The organism is Clostridium aceticum, assembly GCF_001042715.1.
Lineage (GTDB): Bacteria > Bacillota > Clostridia > Peptostreptococcales > Natronincolaceae > Andreesenella > Andreesenella acetica.
In genome coordinates, this window is sequence record NZ_CP009687.1 from 1,733,452 (window position 1) to 1,752,361 (window position 18,910).

Genomic DNA, 18,910 nt, shown 5'->3' on the forward strand with positions numbered 1-18,910 from the left:
TAAAAAAGCTTACTCAGTAAATACTAAGATTATCCTAAGGTAGGAGGAAAACAAATGAAGGATTATAGTATTTTTGATATCGTGGGACCCAATATGATTGGGCCTTCTAGTTCTCACACAGCAGGTGCTTGTAGACTGGGAAAAGTAGCACATAAAATTGCTGGAGGAAGTATAAAAAAGGTTACTTTTTTGCTACATGGTTCCTTTGGGAAAACCTATAGAGGACATGGAACAGACAAAGCGTTGGTAGGAGGCATACTAGGTTTTGATCCTGATGATGAAGGAATAAGACATTCCTTTGAAACAGCAGAAAAAAAAGGAATTATCTTTGATTTTGTAGAGGCGGATCTAGGAGAAGTACATCCTAACACAGCAAAAATTATTATATCAAAAGAAAATGGAAGTACTGTTGAAATATTAGGCTCATCTATAGGGGGAGGCAACATTGTAGTAACAGAAATAAATGGCTTAGAATTAGAGTTTACTGGAGAATTTGTTACTATTATTATTTCTCATATAGATAAACCAGGTGTAATTGCTAAGGTTTCTGCCATTTTAGCTGAATATAGCATTAATATTGCTTTTATGAGGGTGTATAGACATGGAAAAGGGGAAAAAGCCTTCATGATTATAGAAACAGATGATGATGTGTCTGAAAAAGTTGTAGGAGATATTAAAAATATTCATGACGTTGCAAATGCCTACTTAGTAAGCATAAAGTAAGTATAAAAAATCAAAGAGGTGAAGGCAATGAATTTTTCAAAGGGAAGTGAGCTACTAGACTTATGTAATGATTCTAATAAAAAAATATCTGAAATTATGTTGGAACGAGAAAAAAAAGCATCTGATTTAACAGAAAAAGAAATCCTAGATAAGATCATGATAAGTTTAGATATTATGAAAGAGTCTGTCCGCAAAGGCTTAACAGAGGATATTAAATCTATTAGCGGATTAATTGGCGGTGATGCAAAAAAGGTTAAAGAGAGAAGCGAAACACATGAATCTGTATGCGGAATAGTGATGAGCAAGGCTATAAGCCGTTCCATGGCGGTGCTAGAGGTAAACGCTGCTATGGGTAAGATTGTAGCGGCTCCTACTGCGGGTTCCAGCGGTATACTACCAGGGACATTGCTTACAATGGGGGAAACTTTTCATCTTTCTGACGAAAAATTAGTAGAAGGCTTATTGACTGCCAGTGCTGTAGGATTAATTATATCAAAAAATGCTACAGTTGCTGGAGCAGAAGGGGGCTGTCAAGCAGAAACTGGCTCCGCTGCTGCAATGGCGGCAGCTGCCATTGTAGAATTAATGGGTGGTTCACCTGAGATGAGTCTTCATGCCGCTGCGATTTGCATTAAAAATATTCTAGGTTTGGCCTGTGACCCTATTGCTGGATTAGTAGAGGTCCCCTGTGAAACAAGAAATGCTATAGGGGCAGCAAATGCTCTCATATCTGCTGAAATGGCTTTAGCTGGTGTCAAGAGTATCATTCCCTTTGACGAAGTTGTAGATGCCATGTATAGAGTGGGAAGATGCTTGCCTATAGAGCTTCGAGAAACAGCACTGGGAGGATTAGCAGCAACACCTACAGGGAAAAAACTACATGAACAGGTTTTTGGAAAAAAATAAGCGAAAATAAGGAGATCTTTCTCCTATTTTCGCTTATTTAATAAACTCTTACTAAACCTATAAGAAGAAGCATGCCTTCCTGAATAAAAACCTCTTCTTCCTCTTTTTCGTTTTACTCTGACGGTGATAACAATAGCCTGCCATAAAACAAACAACACTACAAGAGCAATCAAAAGGTTTGAAGGAATAGCTACTCTTCTTATTAGAGGTTTTACCTCAACATTTTCTTCAGCAATTAAATCAACTTCTCCTAGTACTTCGTCTTCGATAGTATAAAGGACTTTTCCTAAAACATCTCCAATTGCAATAGGAGCTTTGATATCTTCGTTTAGAAGAACTTTTTCATTAATATGAGAAAGTTCCATAGTTTGAGGAACAACAGCATACAAGGTTTCATCAGTATAAAGAGGAATCAAATCTTGTGCACCATTTTCTACAGGTGATTCAATCTTTAGTTGATCTTTTTCAACTAGTTGTATTAGTTGAAAGTTTTCATAACCATAGTCCACTAAACTTCTTGAGTCGGAATAAATATTTACTCCTTCAGCCCCCAATACAACGGCAATAAAACGATGACCATCCTTTATAGAGGAAGTAATCAGACACTGCTGGGCTGCTCGGGTATATCCAGTTTTAATACCATCAATAAGATCATATTGAATATTAGTATATACTCCATTATACAACATTCTATTGGCACTACCAGTACCCCATAAGAATCGATTGGTATTACGATAATATCTAGTCTCAGGAGTAAAGGCTGTAGGTTCCAGACTAAAATTAACTGTTGAAACAGCCTCTCTAAAAGCTTCAAAGGACATGGCATGCTTTCCAATCATGGCTAAATCATAGGCAGTTGTTACATGGCTTTCATCGGGAAGTCCATGAGGATTTGTAAAATGTGTATTTAAGGCGCCTAGCTCCCTGGCTCTTTCATTCATTAACTGGGCAAAGTCTTCTATGGAACCAGAAACATGTTGTGCTAGCACTTCTGCAACATCATTAGCAGAGCGAATTAGTAAGGTTTTTAACAGTTCTTCAACAGTAAAAGACTCACCTGCCAGAAGATAAGCACTGGCACCATCTACATAGGTATCTTCTTGGATCGTTATAACATCATTTAAATTTGCATTTTCCAGTACTAAGATAGCTGTCATAACCTTGGTGGTGCTGGCAGGATAAGTTACTTCATGCGCATTATGATCAAACAGAACTTTTCCCGTAGTATAATCTAGCAATACTGCATTTGGAGCGGTTATATTGGGCTGTGCATAAACAGTAGATGTCGTAGTAAAAAGAAGAAGTGTGAAAGTCATAAGAAGAATCATATTTAATTTTTTTAGCATTTTTTTCACCAACCTTGTATAGAATACAGTATTTAATTTAGATACAGATATGCACTTTTAATTTTGAATTTTAATATATAAGTTGCAATAAAACTTTTATAACTTCGTGGGTAAATATAGCTCTCGGCATATTAAAATTCATTGAGTATATATCTATAGCATAGAAAAACTCACTTTATATAGTATAGCAGATATAAGCAAAATTTTTAAGAAAAAGTTTATAGAATATAAAGGAAAATTAAATAAGTCTATAGAAATCTTAAAAAATAGGATGAAAATTTCTATTGAATATAATAATATCCTATGATATAAAGGGAGTGGAAGCAGTCATGACATTTAAACTAAATGATAGACAAAAACTTATTATCATTATTTTTATAGTTATAGTATTAGCTTTTGTCTCCTATACAAATCACTTAAAAAGTAAAAAAGAAATATATATCTTGAGTGAATCTCGTCAACAAACTGTGGTAGAATATGAAAGAGATGAAGAAGAACAAAAAAAAGAAATAAACGAAAAAATAAAAGTAGAGAACAATACCATTATCGTACATGTAGAGGGAGCTGTAGCTCAACCAGGAGTGTACGAACTGCCGCAAGAGGCTAGAGTGTTTAACGCCATTGAAGCTGCTGGCGGCTTAAAAAATACTGCTGATAGAAGAGAAATAAACTTAGCTAAAAAAATTTCCGATGAAGAAAAAATCTATATTCCTGTAGAGGGAGAAAGCTTCTCAAACGTTTCTTTAAATCAACAAATGCTCTCAACACCTTCTATAAGCAGCAATGTAAGTAGTACTGGGATAAACATCAACACCGCTACTAAAGAAGAGTTAGAGACACTTCCAGGTGTGGGTAGTGTACTAGCTCAAAGGATTATAGATCATAGGAATGAGAAGGGTTTTTTTCAAAGTATTGAAGAACTTCAAAGCGTTAGTGGAATAGGAGAAAAAAAGTACAGTGATATTAAAGATAAGATTACTATAAGATAAGGTAATCCTAGTAAGATATATAGATTATCGACTTAAGTAGTTTAAGTTATATTAGGATAGAGGAAGGGAGGAAAAAGTATTGACACTTCATGCAAGACTAACACAACTAACAAAAAGTGCTGGCTGAGCAGCTAAAATAGGACCAGATGTCCTGGCACAGGTACTGTGTCATTTACCTAAAATGAATACCGATAAGCTATTGATTAGTTTAGATACTTCAGATGATGCTGCTGTGTATCAGCTCAATGAAGAAACCGCTCTTATACAAACACTGGACTTTTTTACACCAGTGGTGGATGACCCCTATCTCTATGGTCAGATAGCGGCGGCCAATTCACTGAGTGATGTTTATGCCATGGGAGGGCAGCCCCTTACCGCTATGAATATTGTTTGCTTTCCCAGCTGTTTACCTACAGATATATTAAAAGAAATATTAAAGGGAGGGGCAGATAAGATTTTAGAAGCCAATGCTTTACTAGTAGGAGGTCATACTGTTGAGGATGATGAACCTAAATACGGATTATCTGTTACAGGAATTGCCCATCCTCAGAAGATTTTAGCCAATAGCCATGCGAAGGAAGGAGACTATTTAATATTAACCAAACCTCTAGGGACGGGTATATTAAATACTGCTATTAAGGCAGACTTATGCACTTCTAGCCAATATGAAGCAGCAATAAAAACAATGAGTACATTAAATAAATATGCTTTGGAGGCACTAGAAGGCCTAAGGCTTTCAGCATGTACAGATATAACAGGTTTTGGATTTTTGGGACATGCCTACGAGATGGCAAAGGGCAGTAATGTATCCTTAGAAATATTTAGTGAGAAGATCCCAATATTGGAGGGAGTCTTAGAATATGCTGAAATGGGGATTATTCCAGCAGGAATGTATGCCAATAAAAAACATATTGAGAAAGAAGTACAGGTAGCCTCATCTATCAAAGAGGGAATTCAAGACATATTATATGATCCCCAAACCTCCGGTGGGTTGTTGTTTTCCCTACATCAAGAAGATGTAGAACAGGCTTTAGAAAATTTAAAAGCCATAAACAAAAACGATTTTGCAGTGGTAGGGAGAGTAGTTTCAAAAGAGTCTCATAGAATTTATGTAAAGTAGTAAAAAAACTATCAAAAACGACAGGGAATTCAATTCCCTGTCGTTTTGTGATTCTGATAGATGATAGAATTATTTACCTACCTTCTCTGTAAAAAATTCCTTTGTAAGTTTAAAAACAACACCACTTAATCCCAATAGACCAATTAAGTTTGGTATAGCCATTAAACCGTTTAATGTATCCGCAATATCCCATATAAGATCTAGGCTACCGATAGCACCTACAAAGATCAGTGGTAACCATATAATTCGATAAATCTTATTGACGCCTGAACCGAATAAATGCTCAGCACACTTCTCGCCATAGTAAGCCCAACTTAAAATAGTAGAGAAGGCAAAGAACAAAATACCAATGGCAACAATAACACCACCAGGACCAGGTAAACCGTCATTGAAGGCTGCAGTAGTTAACTCTGCACCTGTTAAACCACTGTTCCAAACACCAGTAGAAATAATAGTTAAAGCTGTTAAAGTACAGATAACAATTGTATCTGCAAATACTTCAAAGATTCCCCAAAGTCCCTGTCTAACTGGATGATCTGTTCTTGCAGCAGCATGGGCAATAGGAGCACTACCTAAGCCAGCTTCATTAGAGAATACCCCACGGGCTACCCCTCTACGCATAGCATCCATTACAACTGCACCAGCAAATCCACCTACAGCGGCAGCTGGAGTAAAAGCATGCCTAAAGATTAAACCAAAGGCAGCAGGAATCTCAGAAATATGCATAATTAAAATAATTAAAGCACCTATAATATAGAATACAGCCATAAATGGAACAATTCTCTCAGTAACAGAAGCAATTCTCTTTAGTCCTCCTAATATAACTAAAGCAGCAGCTACCGCTAACACAACACCTGTCACTGCCGGTGGAATATTAAATGTAGTCATGGCTGCAGCAACAGAGTTGGACTGCACCATATTTCCTATACCAAAGGCTGCTAACGCACCAAATATAGAGAAAATAACAGCCAGCCATTTTAGACCAAGACCCTTCTCGATATAGTACATAGGTCCACCAACGAAGTTACCTTCTTCATTTTTCTCACGATATTGAATCGCCAATACAACTTCCGCAAACTTTGTCATCATACCAAAGAAAGCAGAAACCCACATCCAGAAGATCGCTCCTGGTCCACCAAGAGCTATAGCAGTAGCAACCCCAGCAATGTTACCAGTACCTATAGTTGCAGCTAATGCTGTGGCAAGAGCCTGGAAGGGAGTGATATCTCCTTCTGCAGCAGATGTATCTGGTTTTTCAAAGATTTTCATTAAGGTTTCCTTCATGGTGAAGCCAAATTCTTTAACTTGAAGGAAATTTGTTCTAATAGTAAAATAAATTCCAGTACCTACAAGAAGAACCAACATATAAGGACCCCATACAAGGCCATTAATGGTACTATTAATACTTTCAATAGCATTTAAAAAAGCAAACATAAAACCATCCTCCTTTTATTAAGTTATAATAAATCCAAACAATTTCTTTAGTTTTTGTCTATGAATCACCTCCATACTTTATTTTTAATATAAATAAACTAGCAGTAAAAGGATTAAGATAATTATGTAAAACCCTATTTAAAAAAGCTAGCATATATTATTACTTATATAAGAAAGTACAATTATTATAAAGAGTAACAAGAAGCTAGTGCTAAAAAAATAATGTAGCTGCTACAAAAAAGCAACATACTTGACTCAAATATAACAATATTTTGAAAATATTTATAAATTAATTTTAACACATTTTAACACACTTTACAAAAAAAATAAAACAAATTTTGAGATTGTTCGTAATTTTGTGCAAAAGTTAAAGAAGTTGGAGTTTTTTCTAAGGGTATATTATAATGGAAAGTATGTTATACTTTAAAAATATTAGCATGAAGGAGCGATAACAAATGAATAAAAAATCTATACTAAGTAATTTGCCTTCAGTAGATGAGCTTTTAAACGATGATAAGATCACTGATTTAATAGATGAAGTTCCTAGAAAGCTTGTAGTAAACAGCATAAGAGGGTGTCTTCAAAACTATAGGAGTAAAATACTCAATATGAAGGAACAAGAACTAGAAAATTTTCAAGTAGATACAGATGAATTGATAGGCAGTATTATACAGGGAAGCAAACAGTTCATAAGTATGAACCTTAGAAAAGTAATTAACGCAACAGGGGTTGTTTTACATACAAATTTAGGAAGGGCTCTTCTAAGTGATGAAATTAAAGAAGAAGTATGGTCAGTTGCATCGGGATATTCAAATCTAGAGTTAAATGTTGCTACTGGTAAAAGAGGCAGCCGCTACAGTCATGTTGTAGAAATCATTAAGTACTTAACCGGGGCAGAAGATGCATTGGTGGTGAATAATAATGCAGCAGCAGTAATGCTGGTACTAAGCACAATGGCAAAGGAAAAAGAAGTAGTTGTTTCTAGGGGAGAACTAGTAGAAATAGGAGGCTCCTTTAGAGTGCCGGATGTTATGGAACAAAGTGGTGCTAAGCTGGTGGATGTGGGAACTACAAACAAAACGCATCTATGGGATTATGAAAAAGCCCTAGGGGAAGATACGGCAGCGTTATTAAAGGTGCATACAAGTAATTATAAAATTCTAGGTTTTACAGAGGCGGTGCCGCTGAAGGATCTAGTGACCCTTGGCAGAAAAAACAACGTTCCTGTTATTGAGGACTTAGGAAGCGGGGTTTTAGTGGATCTACAGAAATATGGGTTGACCTATGAGCCTACGGTGCAGGAAAGTGTAGCTTTGGGGGTGGATGTGGTCACTTTCAGTGGAGACAAGCTTCTAGGAGGTCCCCAAGCAGGTATCATTGTAGGAAATAAACACTGGATAGATCAAATGAAAAAGAATCCTTTAACTAGGGCTTTTAGAATAGATAAATTAACAATGGCGGCTTTGGAGGCCACATTGAAACTATATTTAGATGAAGAAGAAATGATGGAGAAAATTCCTACATTAAAGATGTTGACAGAGTCAATAACATCTCTAGCAGAAAGGGCACAAAAACTATATAGTATTTTATCCAGCGTAGGCTTATCTATAGAGATAAAGGAGGATTTTTCTCAAGTAGGAGGAGGATCTTTACCTTTAGAAAAATTACCTACAAAAGTGATAGCTATTAAACCATCTCATCTATCCGTATCAAGACTTGAAGAAAAGCTAAGAAATTATAGGATACCTATTATTACTAGAATTCAAGAGGATCAGCTAATTATCGATTTAAGAACAATTAAAGAAGAAGACTATGGTGTCATTAATGAAGCACTAAAGGATGCTATAGGTGTGTAAAGGGGCGTATAAAGTTGAAGAATATTATTATAGGAACAGCAGGACATATTGATCATGGTAAGACTACTTTAATAAAGGCTTTGACCAATAGAGAAACAGATCGGTTAAAGGAAGAAAAGAAAAGAGGAATCTCTATTGAACTGGGGTTTACTTATTTTGATTTACCCAGTGGAAGAAGGGCAGGAATTATAGATGTGCCGGGGCATGAGAAATTTGTTAGGCATATGCTGGCAGGAGCCGGTGGGATGGATATTGTTATGCTGGTAATTGCTGCTGATGAGGGGGTAATGCCTCAAACGAAGGAACACTTAGATATTTTATCTGTATTAAACATAAAAAAAGGCATCATTGTTCTTACAAAAGCTAGTTTAGTAGAGGAAGAGTGGCTACAGTTAATTCAAGAAGATATCAGAGAAAAGGTAAAACACACTTTTTTAAAGGATGCAGAAATGATAGTGGTGGACTCTATCAGCAAAAAGGGGATTAAGGAGCTCATTGATACGATTGATCATTTGACAGATGAGACAGAAAGCAGAGATATCAGTGCACCCACCAGAATGCCTATAGATCGGGTTTTTAGTATTACAGGATTCGGAACCGTTGTTACGGGTACTTTGCTAGAGGGAAAAATATCTTTAGAAGATACATTAGAAATATTACCAGATAAGGTAAAGGTGCGAATAAGAAACATACAAGTGCATGGGGAGTCTGTGGAGTCTGCCTATGCAGGGCAGCGGGTTGCTATTAATTTAGCTAATATAAAGAAGGAAGAGATAGAAAGAGGATATGTTTTAGCTCAAGCCAATGCTATGGAAACCACGATGATGATTGATGCAAGAATCAATGTCTTAGCAGACAGCATAAGGAAGCTTGAAAATAGAGATAGGGTAAGACTGTATCATGGATCAACGGAAATTTTTGCTCGAGTGGCTTTATTAGAAAAAGAGGAAATAGTACCTGGAGATAGTGGCTTGGTACAGTTCCGATTGGAAGAGGCCATTGCAGTAAAAAAAGGCGATCGTATTGTGGTAAGGTTTTACTCTCCTCTAACAACTATTGGCGGTGCAATAGTAATAGATGCTAACCCTAAAAAACATAAACGCTTAGATGAAAAGGTGATACAAGAACTTCTTATAAAAGAAAAAGGAACCCCAGAAGATCTTTTAGAAAAATATATTGAGAGATACAGCAGTGAATTTCCCGATATTGGATTCCTAGCAAAATTGACTGCACAGCAGATGCAAGAAGTACAACAGCTTATCGTAGACCTCAAGGAAAAGGGACGTGTATTGTTGTTAAACAACACTACCATCCTACATAAAAAGCATTATGAGGAAATAAAAGAAAAAACTTTTACATTGCTTAATAAGTATCATCAACAGAATCCCTTAAGACTAGGTATGATGAAGGAGGAGTTTAAAAGCAGATTGCTTCCTAAAAATGCAGGTAAGTCAGGGGACGCACTGCTGGAGTTATTACAACAGGAGAAGATTGTAAAGGTTTTTGAAAAATACATTGCAGCATATGACTTTGAGATCTCTTTTAATGCTACACAACTGGATATCAAACTAAAAATAGAAGGTACCTATTTAAAAGAACCCTATGCAACGCCTAAGGCAGAGGATGTGATAAAGAACATTTCCTATAAAAAGCAAGATATTGAGCAGGTTTTAGAGGCTATGCTGGGAAAAGAATTAATAAAGATTAATAGTGAAATAATTTTACATGAAAAGGCATATCTAGAGGCGAAAAATATGTTAATAGAACATATTAATAAAAACGGCAGCATATCCTTAGCAGAATTTAGAGATCTACTGAATACCAGCAGAAAATATGCTGTGGCACTGTTGGAGTATTTTGATAATATCAAACTTACAAAAAGATTAGAAGACAAGAGAATTTTGCATTAAAGAAAAATTGCTAAAAATATTAAATATACTTACTAGAACTTGTGGTTAAATAGCCAAGGGGTGTGGTTTCCCCTTGGCTATTTAACGTAAGCAAGGACTGTATTCAAGAAGGATAGTTTTCTTCATCTGGGGTACTTAGAGCTTATTCATGCTATATGGAAAGACCTAGAAAAAGTGTTAACTGTATTTTATACTGTTACTTTGGAATAATAAAGTTATCATGGAAAAGGATGTCTAGGAGGTTCTTAATTTATGGAATATGTGAAGCTAACCTTTAGGATTTTTTCTATAATGGGTTTACTATTAATTTTAGTGTTATTGACGGGCAGAAGAAAAATCGGTGAACTTCCAGTGTTCGATTTCTTAACGATCATCATATTAGGCAATGTGGTAGGAGCAGATATTGCTGACCCTAAGATACCGCATATGCCAACAGCGTATGCCATAGCTTTATTAATAGCCATACAGTATGTTATCAGCCATTTTACAATTAAAAACAGAAAGTTTGGAAGTACGGTTACCTTTGAACCAATGGTAATCATACAAAACGGGCAATTTATAAAATCTAATATGAAAAAAGTAAGGTATTCTATAGAAAATGTACTCATGTTTTTAAGAGAAAAGGGAATTTTTGATATTACTGAAGTTGAATTTGCTATTGTAGAGGATAGTGGTAATATTAGTGTAATGAAAAAGCCGGAATTTCAGCCACTGACCCCTAATGATATGAAGATAACTACAAAGTACAAGGGATTGACACTTCCTCTTATTGTAGATGGAGTGGTTTATGAAGATAACTTAAAAAAGATTAATTTAGATAAAGCATGGCTGCAGGAACAATTAAGAATAAATAATATTAAAGGTTTTAACGAAGTTTTTTATTTAGACATAAACACAGAAGGAAAATTATGTATATCCAAAGTAGTTGAACCTAGTAACTTTATAAAGGATTTTATTATTTAGTAGGAAAACAGTATATAAAAGTTTATTTTATATAGGCTCCGTTAAACACTACTGTTGATCTTTGACTGGGTAGTTATAGCAACAGCTGATGGAAACTTTGTCATCCCGAAGGAACTGAAGGATCTTAGTTTATAGTGCTAATTATAAGATCCTTGCTATCCTTAGGAGGACGCTTGTTTCAACTCGCAAAAACAAGTTCACTCTTCTTCAATAGATTTGATTGTCTTACCAGATGGAAGATTTAACATTCTGCTCTTGGGTTCATATATTTTTTGTGCAGCATAGATACCATGATGACCTGAAAATAGGAAGCTAATGATACAAACCATAAAAAAGTAAGTCATACCCTGTCCCTGAAACATTTCCATACTAAAAATAAAAGCAGAAATAGGCGTGTTAGCTGCACCGCAAAATACTGCGATCATACCTAAAGCCGCAAGAAAAGAAGGGGGTAGACCTGCTACACCAGATAGGGTATTTCCTAAAGTTGCCCCCATAAAGAAAAGCGGTATAACTTCTCCACCACGAAAACCAGTACCCATTGTGATAGCAGTAAATACAATTTTGGCTAAAAAAGCAAAGGGTGGGACATCTCTCTTAAATGCTCTTTCAACCATAGGCAAACCACGACCAAGATAATCTCTAGACCCTATTAAATAAGTCAGTGCTATAATAATACTTCCCCCAACAAAGGCTCTTAGCATAAGATTTTTTAGATATTTATCAGAAAATGCTTTTACTTCATGTCTTAGCTGACTATATAGAGCACTGGTGAAGGCAAAAACCACTGATAGACCAATAACCTTCATAAGGTTGATTGTGTTAATATCCGGTATGCTTTTTATAATAAAATGTTCATGTTCAATTCCCCAAGCTGTAGCTACATAGTGACCTACAAAGCTAGCGACAAAACAGGGAACTAAAGCTTCGTACTTAGTTTTTCCTATGACAATAGCCTCCATGCCAAAAATAGTACCTGCCAGAGGTGCACCAAAAGCAGAACCAAATCCTCCGCTTATTCCACTTATAATCAGAATTTTTCGGTCAATTTTATTAATTTTAGTCAGTCGATTCACGCCCTCTGCTATGCTGGCTCCCATCTGGATAGCCGCACCTTCCCTTCCTGTTGACCCACCAAATAGATGGGTAATGAAGGTACATATAAAAACGATGGGTCCCATCCTTAGAGGAATCTCCCCTTGACCATGATGAACATGCTCTAAGATCAAGTCATTTCCTTTACGAGAGCCCTTGCCATAATACATATAGATATAACCTATAACTATACCAGCAAGAGGGAGAAAAAAGATTAAAAATGGGTTTGATTCTCTTACTTCCGTAAGGAAATCATTAAGATTTATCAATAGAGCTGATGTGGAACCTACGATTATACCGATAATACTTCCCAGGAGCACCCAAGTGGCAAGGGTAAAAATAAATGTTTTATGTCTAGTTATTACAGTTTGGTTTAAAAATTTATTTTTAAAATTCTCCATAGTATTTCTCCTTTGTGGAAGATAAACAAAACTTTTTTCCTCATTAGCTTTGCTTGTTTAGTTCATTATTTAGAGTAAGATATTCCAATCTTCCACTAAGAAACTCCATGTGTTTTTCAATATCAACCTTCATCCTATTAAACATGTCTTTTGCCTGTTGATCTTCAGTGGCATGTGCCATGATAGCATAGTTTCCCTTTATAGCTTCGCAGTATGCTATAACTTTTTCTAAATCACTCTGAACAGTCATTCTTTTACCTCCTTCAGCAACTGTTTTTTTGCTAAGGTTAGTTTAACCAAACTATTATTTTAAATTACATGCTGATTCGGAGGAATAGTATTTAAATAGGCAGTAGATATTTCTATTATTCATAGGTGTTAACTTAATACAATTATTACCAAGATTCTATCGAACTATCATTTTACTGACACTAAGATCCTTCGATTTCGCCTTGCTTCACTCAGGATGTAAAATTATGGTTTAAGTTAACGTTAATGTTCTATTATTATGGATATATCTATTATTTGACTTTTTGCTTAAGCTTATTTTATTATAGTTGAATAAGAGGTTAAAAAATATTAGCTTTGTAAGTTTTTTGTTTAAAATATATTAAGGAGATGAAAAATGGAGCTAACTTTGTTGCTGCTGATGGGAATTGGTTACATCATTTATAAGGTTGCCTTCCAAGTTCCCAAACAAATTGAAAGAAATGAAGAGAAGATTGATATGCTAAAATTACAATTAAAAGAAATGCATATAAAACTGGATAAAATCATAGAAACATTAGATAAGAAAAACTAATGAAAATTTAATTTTTGGTATTGCACTAAATATTTGCATAATTCAAGTTAATTTATTGTTTGTATCGGTTTTATCTTGCTGAAACACATTTACAATTGCTAGTATAAATAAAATATAATGATTTAGGAGTGATCTTATCATGGATTTAGTTACTGTAAAAAAACAAGCAAAGGAAAGTTTAAAGGGCTTTTGTCGCGTCTGTTCAATTTGTGATGGAAGAGTTTGTGCTGGGGAAGTTCCTGGTATGGGGGGTGTAGGTACGGGAATATCTTTTCGAAATAATATTTCTGCTTTAGCAGCATATGGTGTGAATATGCGAACGCTACACAATGCAAAAGAACCATCTACTGAAACCGAATTGCTAGGAATTAAGCTGACAAGTCCAATAATGGCAGCACCTATGACTGGTACTACATACAACATGGGTGGTAATATAAGTGAGAGAGATTTTATAGAGATGATTGTTTCAGGTAGTAAAAAAAGTGGTACCTTAGGCTGGATAGGAGACGGAGCAGATCCTACCATGTATGATTCAGGCTTAGAGGCAACTTCTGCTGAAGAAGGTCATGGAATTGCAATTATTAAACCTCGAGGACAAAAAGAAGTGATTGAGCGGATTCGTCAAGCTGAGGCAGCAGGGGCAAAGGCTGTTGGCATAGACATCGATGGAGCAGGATTAGTAACCATGGCCTTAAAGGGACAGCCGGTGGGACCTAAAACCCTAGAGGAGTTAAAGGAACTAGTACAAGCCACAGAATTACCCTTTATTTTAAAGGGTATCATGACTGTTGATGAAGCAGAATTGGCTGTCGCCGCAGGGGTAAAGGCTATTGTTGTATCAAATCATGGGGGACGTATTATTGACTTCACACCTGGAACAGCAGCGGTACTACCTGCCATTGCAGCAGCAGTGAAGGGAAAGATAACCGTATTAGCTGATGGTGGCCTTCGTACTGGGGTAGATGTTCTAAAATTACTGGCTCTTGGTGCAGATGGGGTACTGGTGGGAAGACCTTTAGTAGTAGGTGCTTTTGGCGGGGGAGCTGCAGGAGTAACAATGTTTTTGGATAAAATGGCAGCGGAACTAAAACAAGCCATGATTTTAACTGGCTGTAATAGTATAAAAGAAATCGATGAAAAAGTAATCTATAAGGCTTAGCAATGGTTTTTATAGTTATATAAGTGCTGTGTTGGATGAAGGATATACAATATTAAAGTTACTTTAATTTAATAGCATGAAATATATTCATCAAGGAATGGAGATGTTGCTGGTACTTTCAGCACAAATCTCCATTCCTTAATTTTTGAACAATATAAAAGTTTTTAAGTAAGGTGTTCTCTTTATATGTTTTTAGAGGATTAGATTTTTCCCTTCTTCTACGCTTATCAGCGTATCATTAGCGTTAACTTAAGCCATAATTCGTCATCCTGAGTGGAGCAAAGCGGAATCGAGGGATCTTAGTGTCAGTAAAATGACAGTTTAAGAGAATTTTAGTAATAATTGTATTAAGTTAATGCCTATGATCAGCGTACCAAATGAAAGATAAGAAAGTATAAACATTTATCAATACATCGAAATAATACAACATATTTTCATCTACAAAGTACAAGAAATCGTCAAGAAAGTAAAAGAAACAATGGATATTTAGTAATAAAATTTACTTATAAATGAAATCGACTAAAAAATACTTTGTTGGGAGAGGAGATTTTTTTATGAGTGAAGCATGGAGACAATTTAGCAGTTCCATACCAAGCCCACGTATTGAAAGATTAACCGATGGATTGTTATCAGTAACCCCTGAAATTGAGGCTGAAAGAGCTCTATTAGTTACTGAATCCTATAAAGAAACAGAAGCAGCTCCGATAAATATCCGTAGAGCTAAGGCTTTAGAAAAAATATTAAGTAAAATGAATATTGTTATTCGTGACAACGAGTTGATTGTGGGAAACTTGACTACAAAGCCTAGAGCCACTCAAATTTTCCCTGAGTTTTCAAATAAATGGTTATTGGAGGAATTTGAAACTTTAGCAAAAAGAAAAGGCGATGTTTTTCTAATCTCAGAGGAGGCAAAACAAAATCTTCGTGAAGTTTTTCAATACTGGGATGGAAAAACAGTTAATGAATTAGCAACAGAATTTATGTTTACTGAAACGAAGGAAGCAATGGATGCAGGGGTTTTTACAGTAGGAAATTATTATTTTAACGGTGTAGGACATATTTCTGTAGACTATGATAAGGTACTAAAAAAAGGTTTCAATGGTATTATTGCTGAAGTAGAAGAAGCTAGAGCTAAGGCAGATAAATCAGATCCTGATTATATAAAGAAGGATCAATTTTTATTGGCAGTAGTCATTACAGCCAAAGCAGTAATCAACTTTGCTAAACGCTTTGCAGAAGAAGCCAGAACATTGGCCAATAAAAGCTTAAATCCACAAAGATCTGAAGAATTATTAAGAATTGCAGAAAACTGTGAATGGGTGCCGGCAAATCCAGCAAGATCTTTTTATGAAGCGATGCAATCCTTCTGGTTTGTACAGGCAGTAATCCAAATTGAGTCTAATGGACACTCTATTTCACCTATGCGCTTTGACCAGTATATGTATCCATACTATGAAAAAGACATTGCTAGTGGAAAAATTACAAAAGAAGAAGCTCAAGAACTTTTAGACTGTCTGTGGGTTAAGTTTAACGATGTGAATAAGGTGCGGGATGAAGGATCTACAAAAGCATTTGGCGGTTATCCCATGTTTCAAAATCTAATTGTTGGTGGGCAGGATGCATCAGGAAAAGATGCTACCAATGAACTAACATTTATGTGCCTTGAAGCCACTGCTCATATAAAACTACCTCAACCTTCCATATCCATAAGGGTATGGAATAAAACCCCTGATGAGTTACTTTTAAAATCTGCTGAAATAAGTCGATTAGGTTTAGGTATGCCAGCTTACTATAATGATGAGGTCGTTATTCCTTCTTTAGTAGCTAGAGGTGTTTCATTAAGTGATGCTAGAGATTATGGTATTATTGGTTGCGTTGAGCCACAAAAAGGTGGCAAAACCGAAGGTTGGCATGATGCTGCTTTCTTCAACATGGCAAAAGTATTAGAATTGACCATCAACAATGGCATGGCTGGGGACCAACAGCTTGGACCTAAAACAGGAGAATTCACTTCCTTTACAGCATTTGATCAGTTTATGGATGCCTTTAGGAAACAAATGGAATACTTTGTAAGTCTTTTAGTAAATGCCAATAATAGTGTAGACTTAGCCCATGGAGAAAGAGCACCGCTGCCATTTTTGTCCTCTATGGTAGAGGACTGCATCGGTAAAGGAAAATCGCTGCAAGAAGGTGGCGCTTATTATAACTTTACAGGACCACAGGGTGTAGGGGTTGCAAATGTAGGAGACTCTTTAATGGCAATTAAGAAGTTAGTATTTGATGAAAAGAAAATCACCTTAAGGGATTTAAAGGATGCTCTTGATACAAACTTTGGAGATCAGGGACAAAGTGCAGTTGAAAGAAAATTAAATAGTATAGATGATATCTCAAGAGAAGCAGTTGCGGAGATTTTTAAAAAGTTATTATTAGAGGAAAATAAGACTTCTTTAGATGAACTAAAAAATGTTAACAGTAACATCAATATCGATTTAGGTACGAAAAAAGATAAAGAGTACGTACGCCAAATGCTGATCAATGGAGCACCAAAGTTTGGTAATGATATAGATGAAGTAGACGATTTAGCCCGTGAAGGGGCTTTGATTTACTGTCGTGAGGTGGAAAAATACAAAAATCCACGTGGGGGACAATTTCAACCAGGACTATATCCTGTTTCTGCAAATGTACCTATGGGGGCTGCTACTGGGGCAACACCAGATGGAAGAAAAGCTGGCATGCCATTGGCGGATGGTGTATCGCCTGTTTCTGGAAGAGATCAAACAGGACCAACAGCTGCTATGAACTCCGTTGCAAAACTAGACCATTATATTGCCTCAAATGGTACATTATTTAATCAAAAGTTTCATCCCTCTGCATTAGAAGGTCAGCAGGGACTAGAAAATTTATCTGCTGTAGTTCGCAGTTTCTTTGACCAAAAAGGTCTACATGCTCAGTTTAATGTTATAAGCCGTGAGATGCTGATGGAGGCACAGGAAAATCCTGAAAAATATAAAAGTCTAGTGGTTCGAGTAGCTGGATATAGTGCACATTTTACAGCTTTAGATAAATCAATTCAAGATGATATTATTGAAAGAACGGAACACAGCTTCTAATAAAGGGAAGGTTTCATTTCCCATGAAAAATAAGAAAGTCAAACTTTTATTCTTAAAAGGAAGACTTTGTTGTTTTTCAGATGATGAACTGGAGGGGAGGTACAGCAATAATGAATCAACTAAATCTAAAAACCAAAGGGATAATCTTTGATCTTCAAAGATTTTCAGTACATGATGGACCAGGAATTCGTACAATAGTATTTTTAAAAGGTTGCCCATTGGCCTGTAGATGGTGCAGTAATCCAGAATCCCAGCCAAGAGATATACAATTAATGTATATTCCACAAAACTGTATGGAATGTAAAAAGTGTTTAGAGGCTTGTCCTACAGGAGCTATTGATTTTCATCTTCCCTATAGAATTAATCATAATAAGTGTAATCAGTGTGGAAAATGTCTTGAAGTTTGCTATTGTAATGCATTAAATATGGCGGGATCTCTTCAGACGGTGGAGGCAGTATTGAAGGAACTAGCAAAGGACACCCTTCACTATAGACGTTCTGGTGGAGGAATCACTCTTTCAGGAGGAGAACCACTGGCACAGCCTGAATTTGCAGAAGAATTGCTAAAAGCTTGTAAGGCAAAAGGTTGGCATACAGCTATAGAAACTACAGCATATACAAGCGAAGATGCATTAAAAAGAGTCTTGCCTTGGGTAGACTTAGTGCTGTTAGATATTAAACATATAGATCCATATAAACACAAGGAATATATTGGACAGACAAATGAAATCATACTAAAAAACTGTAAAATCATTGCTGAGTCCGGCACACAAACAATTATACGGATTCCCATCATCCCAGATTTTAATGATAATTCTGCTGATCTTCAAGCAATTGCTGAGTTTGCACAGGGTTTGAAGGTGATTAAGGAGATACATATTCTTCCTTACCATCCTTTGGGACAGAATAAATATGAGTATTTAGGATATGCATATAAGATGAAGGAGGTAAAAACCCCTGAAAAGGATGCCATGATGTATCTTAAAAAGGCTATTGAAGAATGTGGATTACTATGTAAAATTGGCGGTGTAAGTTGATAAAATAATGAAAAGATAATCTTAAAAGACAAGGATTTTGCTTTTAAGGTTATCTTTTT

Annotated in this window: 15 protein-coding genes; 11 read left to right on the plus strand and 4 right to left on the minus strand. The window is 35.9% G+C overall.

Going from position 1 to position 18,910, the window contains the following annotated elements:
* Positions 1 to 54 precede the first annotated feature (54 nt).
* Positions 55 to 723, plus strand: a complete 669-nt coding sequence (sdaAB, locus tag CACET_RS08150) for an L-serine ammonia-lyase, iron-sulfur-dependent subunit beta (RefSeq protein WP_044823851.1) — start codon at positions 55 to 57, stop codon at positions 721 to 723.
* A gap of 27 nt (positions 724 to 750) precedes the next feature.
* Positions 751 to 1,629 carry an L-serine ammonia-lyase, iron-sulfur-dependent, subunit alpha gene (sdaAA, locus tag CACET_RS08155; RefSeq protein ID WP_044823852.1) on the plus strand — a complete coding sequence of 293 codons (879 nt, stop codon included), beginning with the start codon at positions 751 to 753 and terminating at the stop codon, positions 1,627 to 1,629.
* Between the two features lie 23 nt (positions 1,630 to 1,652).
* On the opposite strand, the gene CACET_RS08160 is transcribed toward sdaAA, so the two are convergent.
* Entirely contained in the window at positions 1,653 to 2,975 is a 1,323-nt protein-coding gene (locus CACET_RS08160; RefSeq protein ID WP_052661267.1) for a D-alanyl-D-alanine carboxypeptidase family protein, read from the minus strand.
* Between the two features lie 284 nt (positions 2,976 to 3,259).
* Between CACET_RS08160 and CACET_RS08165 the strand changes: the two genes are divergently transcribed.
* Positions 3,260 to 3,964, plus strand: a complete 705-nt coding sequence (locus tag CACET_RS08165; protein WP_052661268.1) for a ComEA family DNA-binding protein — start codon at positions 3,260 to 3,262, stop codon at positions 3,962 to 3,964.
* 79 nt (positions 3,965 to 4,043) lie between these two features.
* Positions 4,044 to 5,084 carry a selenide, water dikinase SelD gene (selD, locus tag CACET_RS08170; RefSeq protein ID WP_082058125.1) on the plus strand — a complete coding sequence of 347 codons (1,041 nt, stop codon included), beginning with the start codon at positions 4,044 to 4,046 and terminating at the stop codon, positions 5,082 to 5,084.
* A 69-nt stretch (positions 5,085 to 5,153) separates the two neighbouring features.
* Here the strand turns inward: selD and CACET_RS08175 are convergent, their stop codons facing one another.
* A complete protein-coding gene (locus CACET_RS08175) occupies positions 5,154 to 6,518 on the minus strand; it encodes an alanine/glycine:cation symporter family protein (protein WP_044823854.1) in 1,365 nt (454 codons plus the stop codon).
* 455 nt (positions 6,519 to 6,973) lie between these two features.
* Between CACET_RS08175 and selA the strand changes: the two genes are divergently transcribed.
* The 3 genes from selA (at position 6,974) to CACET_RS08190 (ending at position 11,247) form a co-directional block, all read left to right on the plus strand.
* Positions 6,974 to 8,374 (plus strand): L-seryl-tRNA(Sec) selenium transferase, encoded by a 1,401-nt coding sequence (gene selA / locus CACET_RS08180; protein WP_044823855.1) that lies wholly within the window; start codon positions 6,974 to 6,976, stop codon positions 8,372 to 8,374.
* Positions 8,375 to 8,388: 14 nt separating this feature from the next.
* Positions 8,389 to 10,284, plus strand: a complete 1,896-nt coding sequence (selB, locus tag CACET_RS08185; protein WP_044823856.1) for a selenocysteine-specific translation elongation factor — start codon at positions 8,389 to 8,391, stop codon at positions 10,282 to 10,284.
* Positions 10,285 to 10,536: 252 nt separating this feature from the next.
* Entirely contained in the window at positions 10,537 to 11,247 is a 711-nt protein-coding gene (locus tag CACET_RS08190; protein ID WP_044823857.1) for a YetF domain-containing protein, read from the plus strand.
* A 197-nt stretch (positions 11,248 to 11,444) separates the two neighbouring features.
* Here CACET_RS08190 and CACET_RS08195 read toward each other — a convergent pair whose 3' ends face one another.
* A complete protein-coding gene (locus CACET_RS08195) occupies positions 11,445 to 12,743 on the minus strand; it encodes a voltage-gated chloride channel family protein (RefSeq protein ID WP_052661269.1) in 1,299 nt (432 codons plus the stop codon).
* Between the two features lie 43 nt (positions 12,744 to 12,786).
* Entirely contained in the window at positions 12,787 to 12,993 is a 207-nt protein-coding gene (locus CACET_RS08200; RefSeq protein WP_044823858.1) for a DUF1657 domain-containing protein, read from the minus strand.
* A gap of 375 nt (positions 12,994 to 13,368) precedes the next feature.
* On the opposite strand from CACET_RS08200, the gene CACET_RS20460 reads away from it, so the two are divergent.
* From CACET_RS20460 to CACET_RS08215, 4 genes are all read left to right on the plus strand, one after another.
* The gene (locus tag CACET_RS20460; RefSeq protein WP_158386021.1) at positions 13,369 to 13,545 is read left to right on the plus strand and encodes a hypothetical protein; all 177 of its coding nucleotides are present in this window, start codon (positions 13,369 to 13,371) and stop codon (positions 13,543 to 13,545) included.
* Between the two features lie 139 nt (positions 13,546 to 13,684).
* Positions 13,685 to 14,704: an alpha-hydroxy-acid oxidizing protein gene (locus CACET_RS08205; protein WP_044823859.1), complete on the plus strand. Its 1,020-nt coding sequence runs from the start codon at positions 13,685 to 13,687 to the stop codon at positions 14,702 to 14,704.
* Positions 14,705 to 15,258: 554 nt separating this feature from the next.
* Positions 15,259 to 17,814 carry a glycyl radical protein gene (locus CACET_RS08210; RefSeq protein ID WP_044823860.1) on the plus strand — a complete coding sequence of 852 codons (2,556 nt, stop codon included), beginning with the start codon at positions 15,259 to 15,261 and terminating at the stop codon, positions 17,812 to 17,814.
* A 110-nt stretch (positions 17,815 to 17,924) separates the two neighbouring features.
* The gene (locus CACET_RS08215) at positions 17,925 to 18,851 is read left to right on the plus strand and encodes a glycyl-radical enzyme activating protein (protein WP_082058126.1); all 927 of its coding nucleotides are present in this window, start codon (positions 17,925 to 17,927) and stop codon (positions 18,849 to 18,851) included.
* The last annotated feature ends 59 nt before the right edge of the window (positions 18,852 to 18,910 follow it).

Excerpts from the sequence above, each read along its gene's own strand:
- CACET_RS08215 (WP_082058126.1), top strand. The coding sequence starts at position 17,925 with ATGAATCAACTAAATCTAAAAACCAAAGGGATAATCTTTGATCTTCAA.
- CACET_RS08190 (WP_044823857.1), top strand. The coding sequence starts at position 10,537 with ATGGAATATGTGAAGCTAACCTTTAGGATTTTTTCTATAATGGGTTTA.
- CACET_RS08205 (WP_044823859.1), top strand. The coding sequence starts at position 13,685 with ATGGATTTAGTTACTGTAAAAAAACAAGCAAAGGAAAGTTTAAAGGGC.
- selA (WP_044823855.1), top strand. The coding sequence starts at position 6,974 with ATGAATAAAAAATCTATACTAAGTAATTTGCCTTCAGTAGATGAGCTT.
- sdaAB (WP_044823851.1), top strand. The coding sequence starts at position 55 with ATGAAGGATTATAGTATTTTTGATATCGTGGGACCCAATATGATTGGG.
- CACET_RS20460 (WP_158386021.1), top strand. The coding sequence starts at position 13,369 with ATGGAGCTAACTTTGTTGCTGCTGATGGGAATTGGTTACATCATTTAT.
- CACET_RS08200 (WP_044823858.1), bottom strand. The coding sequence starts at position 12,993 with ATGACTGTTCAGAGTGATTTAGAAAAAGTTATAGCATACTGCGAAGCT.
- CACET_RS08160 (WP_052661267.1), bottom strand. The coding sequence starts at position 2,975 with ATGCTAAAAAAATTAAATATGATTCTTCTTATGACTTTCACACTTCTT.
- CACET_RS08210 (WP_044823860.1), top strand. The coding sequence starts at position 15,259 with ATGAGTGAAGCATGGAGACAATTTAGCAGTTCCATACCAAGCCCACGT.
- sdaAA (WP_044823852.1), top strand. The coding sequence starts at position 751 with ATGAATTTTTCAAAGGGAAGTGAGCTACTAGACTTATGTAATGATTCT.
- CACET_RS08175 (WP_044823854.1), bottom strand. The coding sequence starts at position 6,518 with ATGTTTGCTTTTTTAAATGCTATTGAAAGTATTAATAGTACCATTAAT.
- CACET_RS08195 (WP_052661269.1), bottom strand. The coding sequence starts at position 12,743 with ATGGAGAATTTTAAAAATAAATTTTTAAACCAAACTGTAATAACTAGA.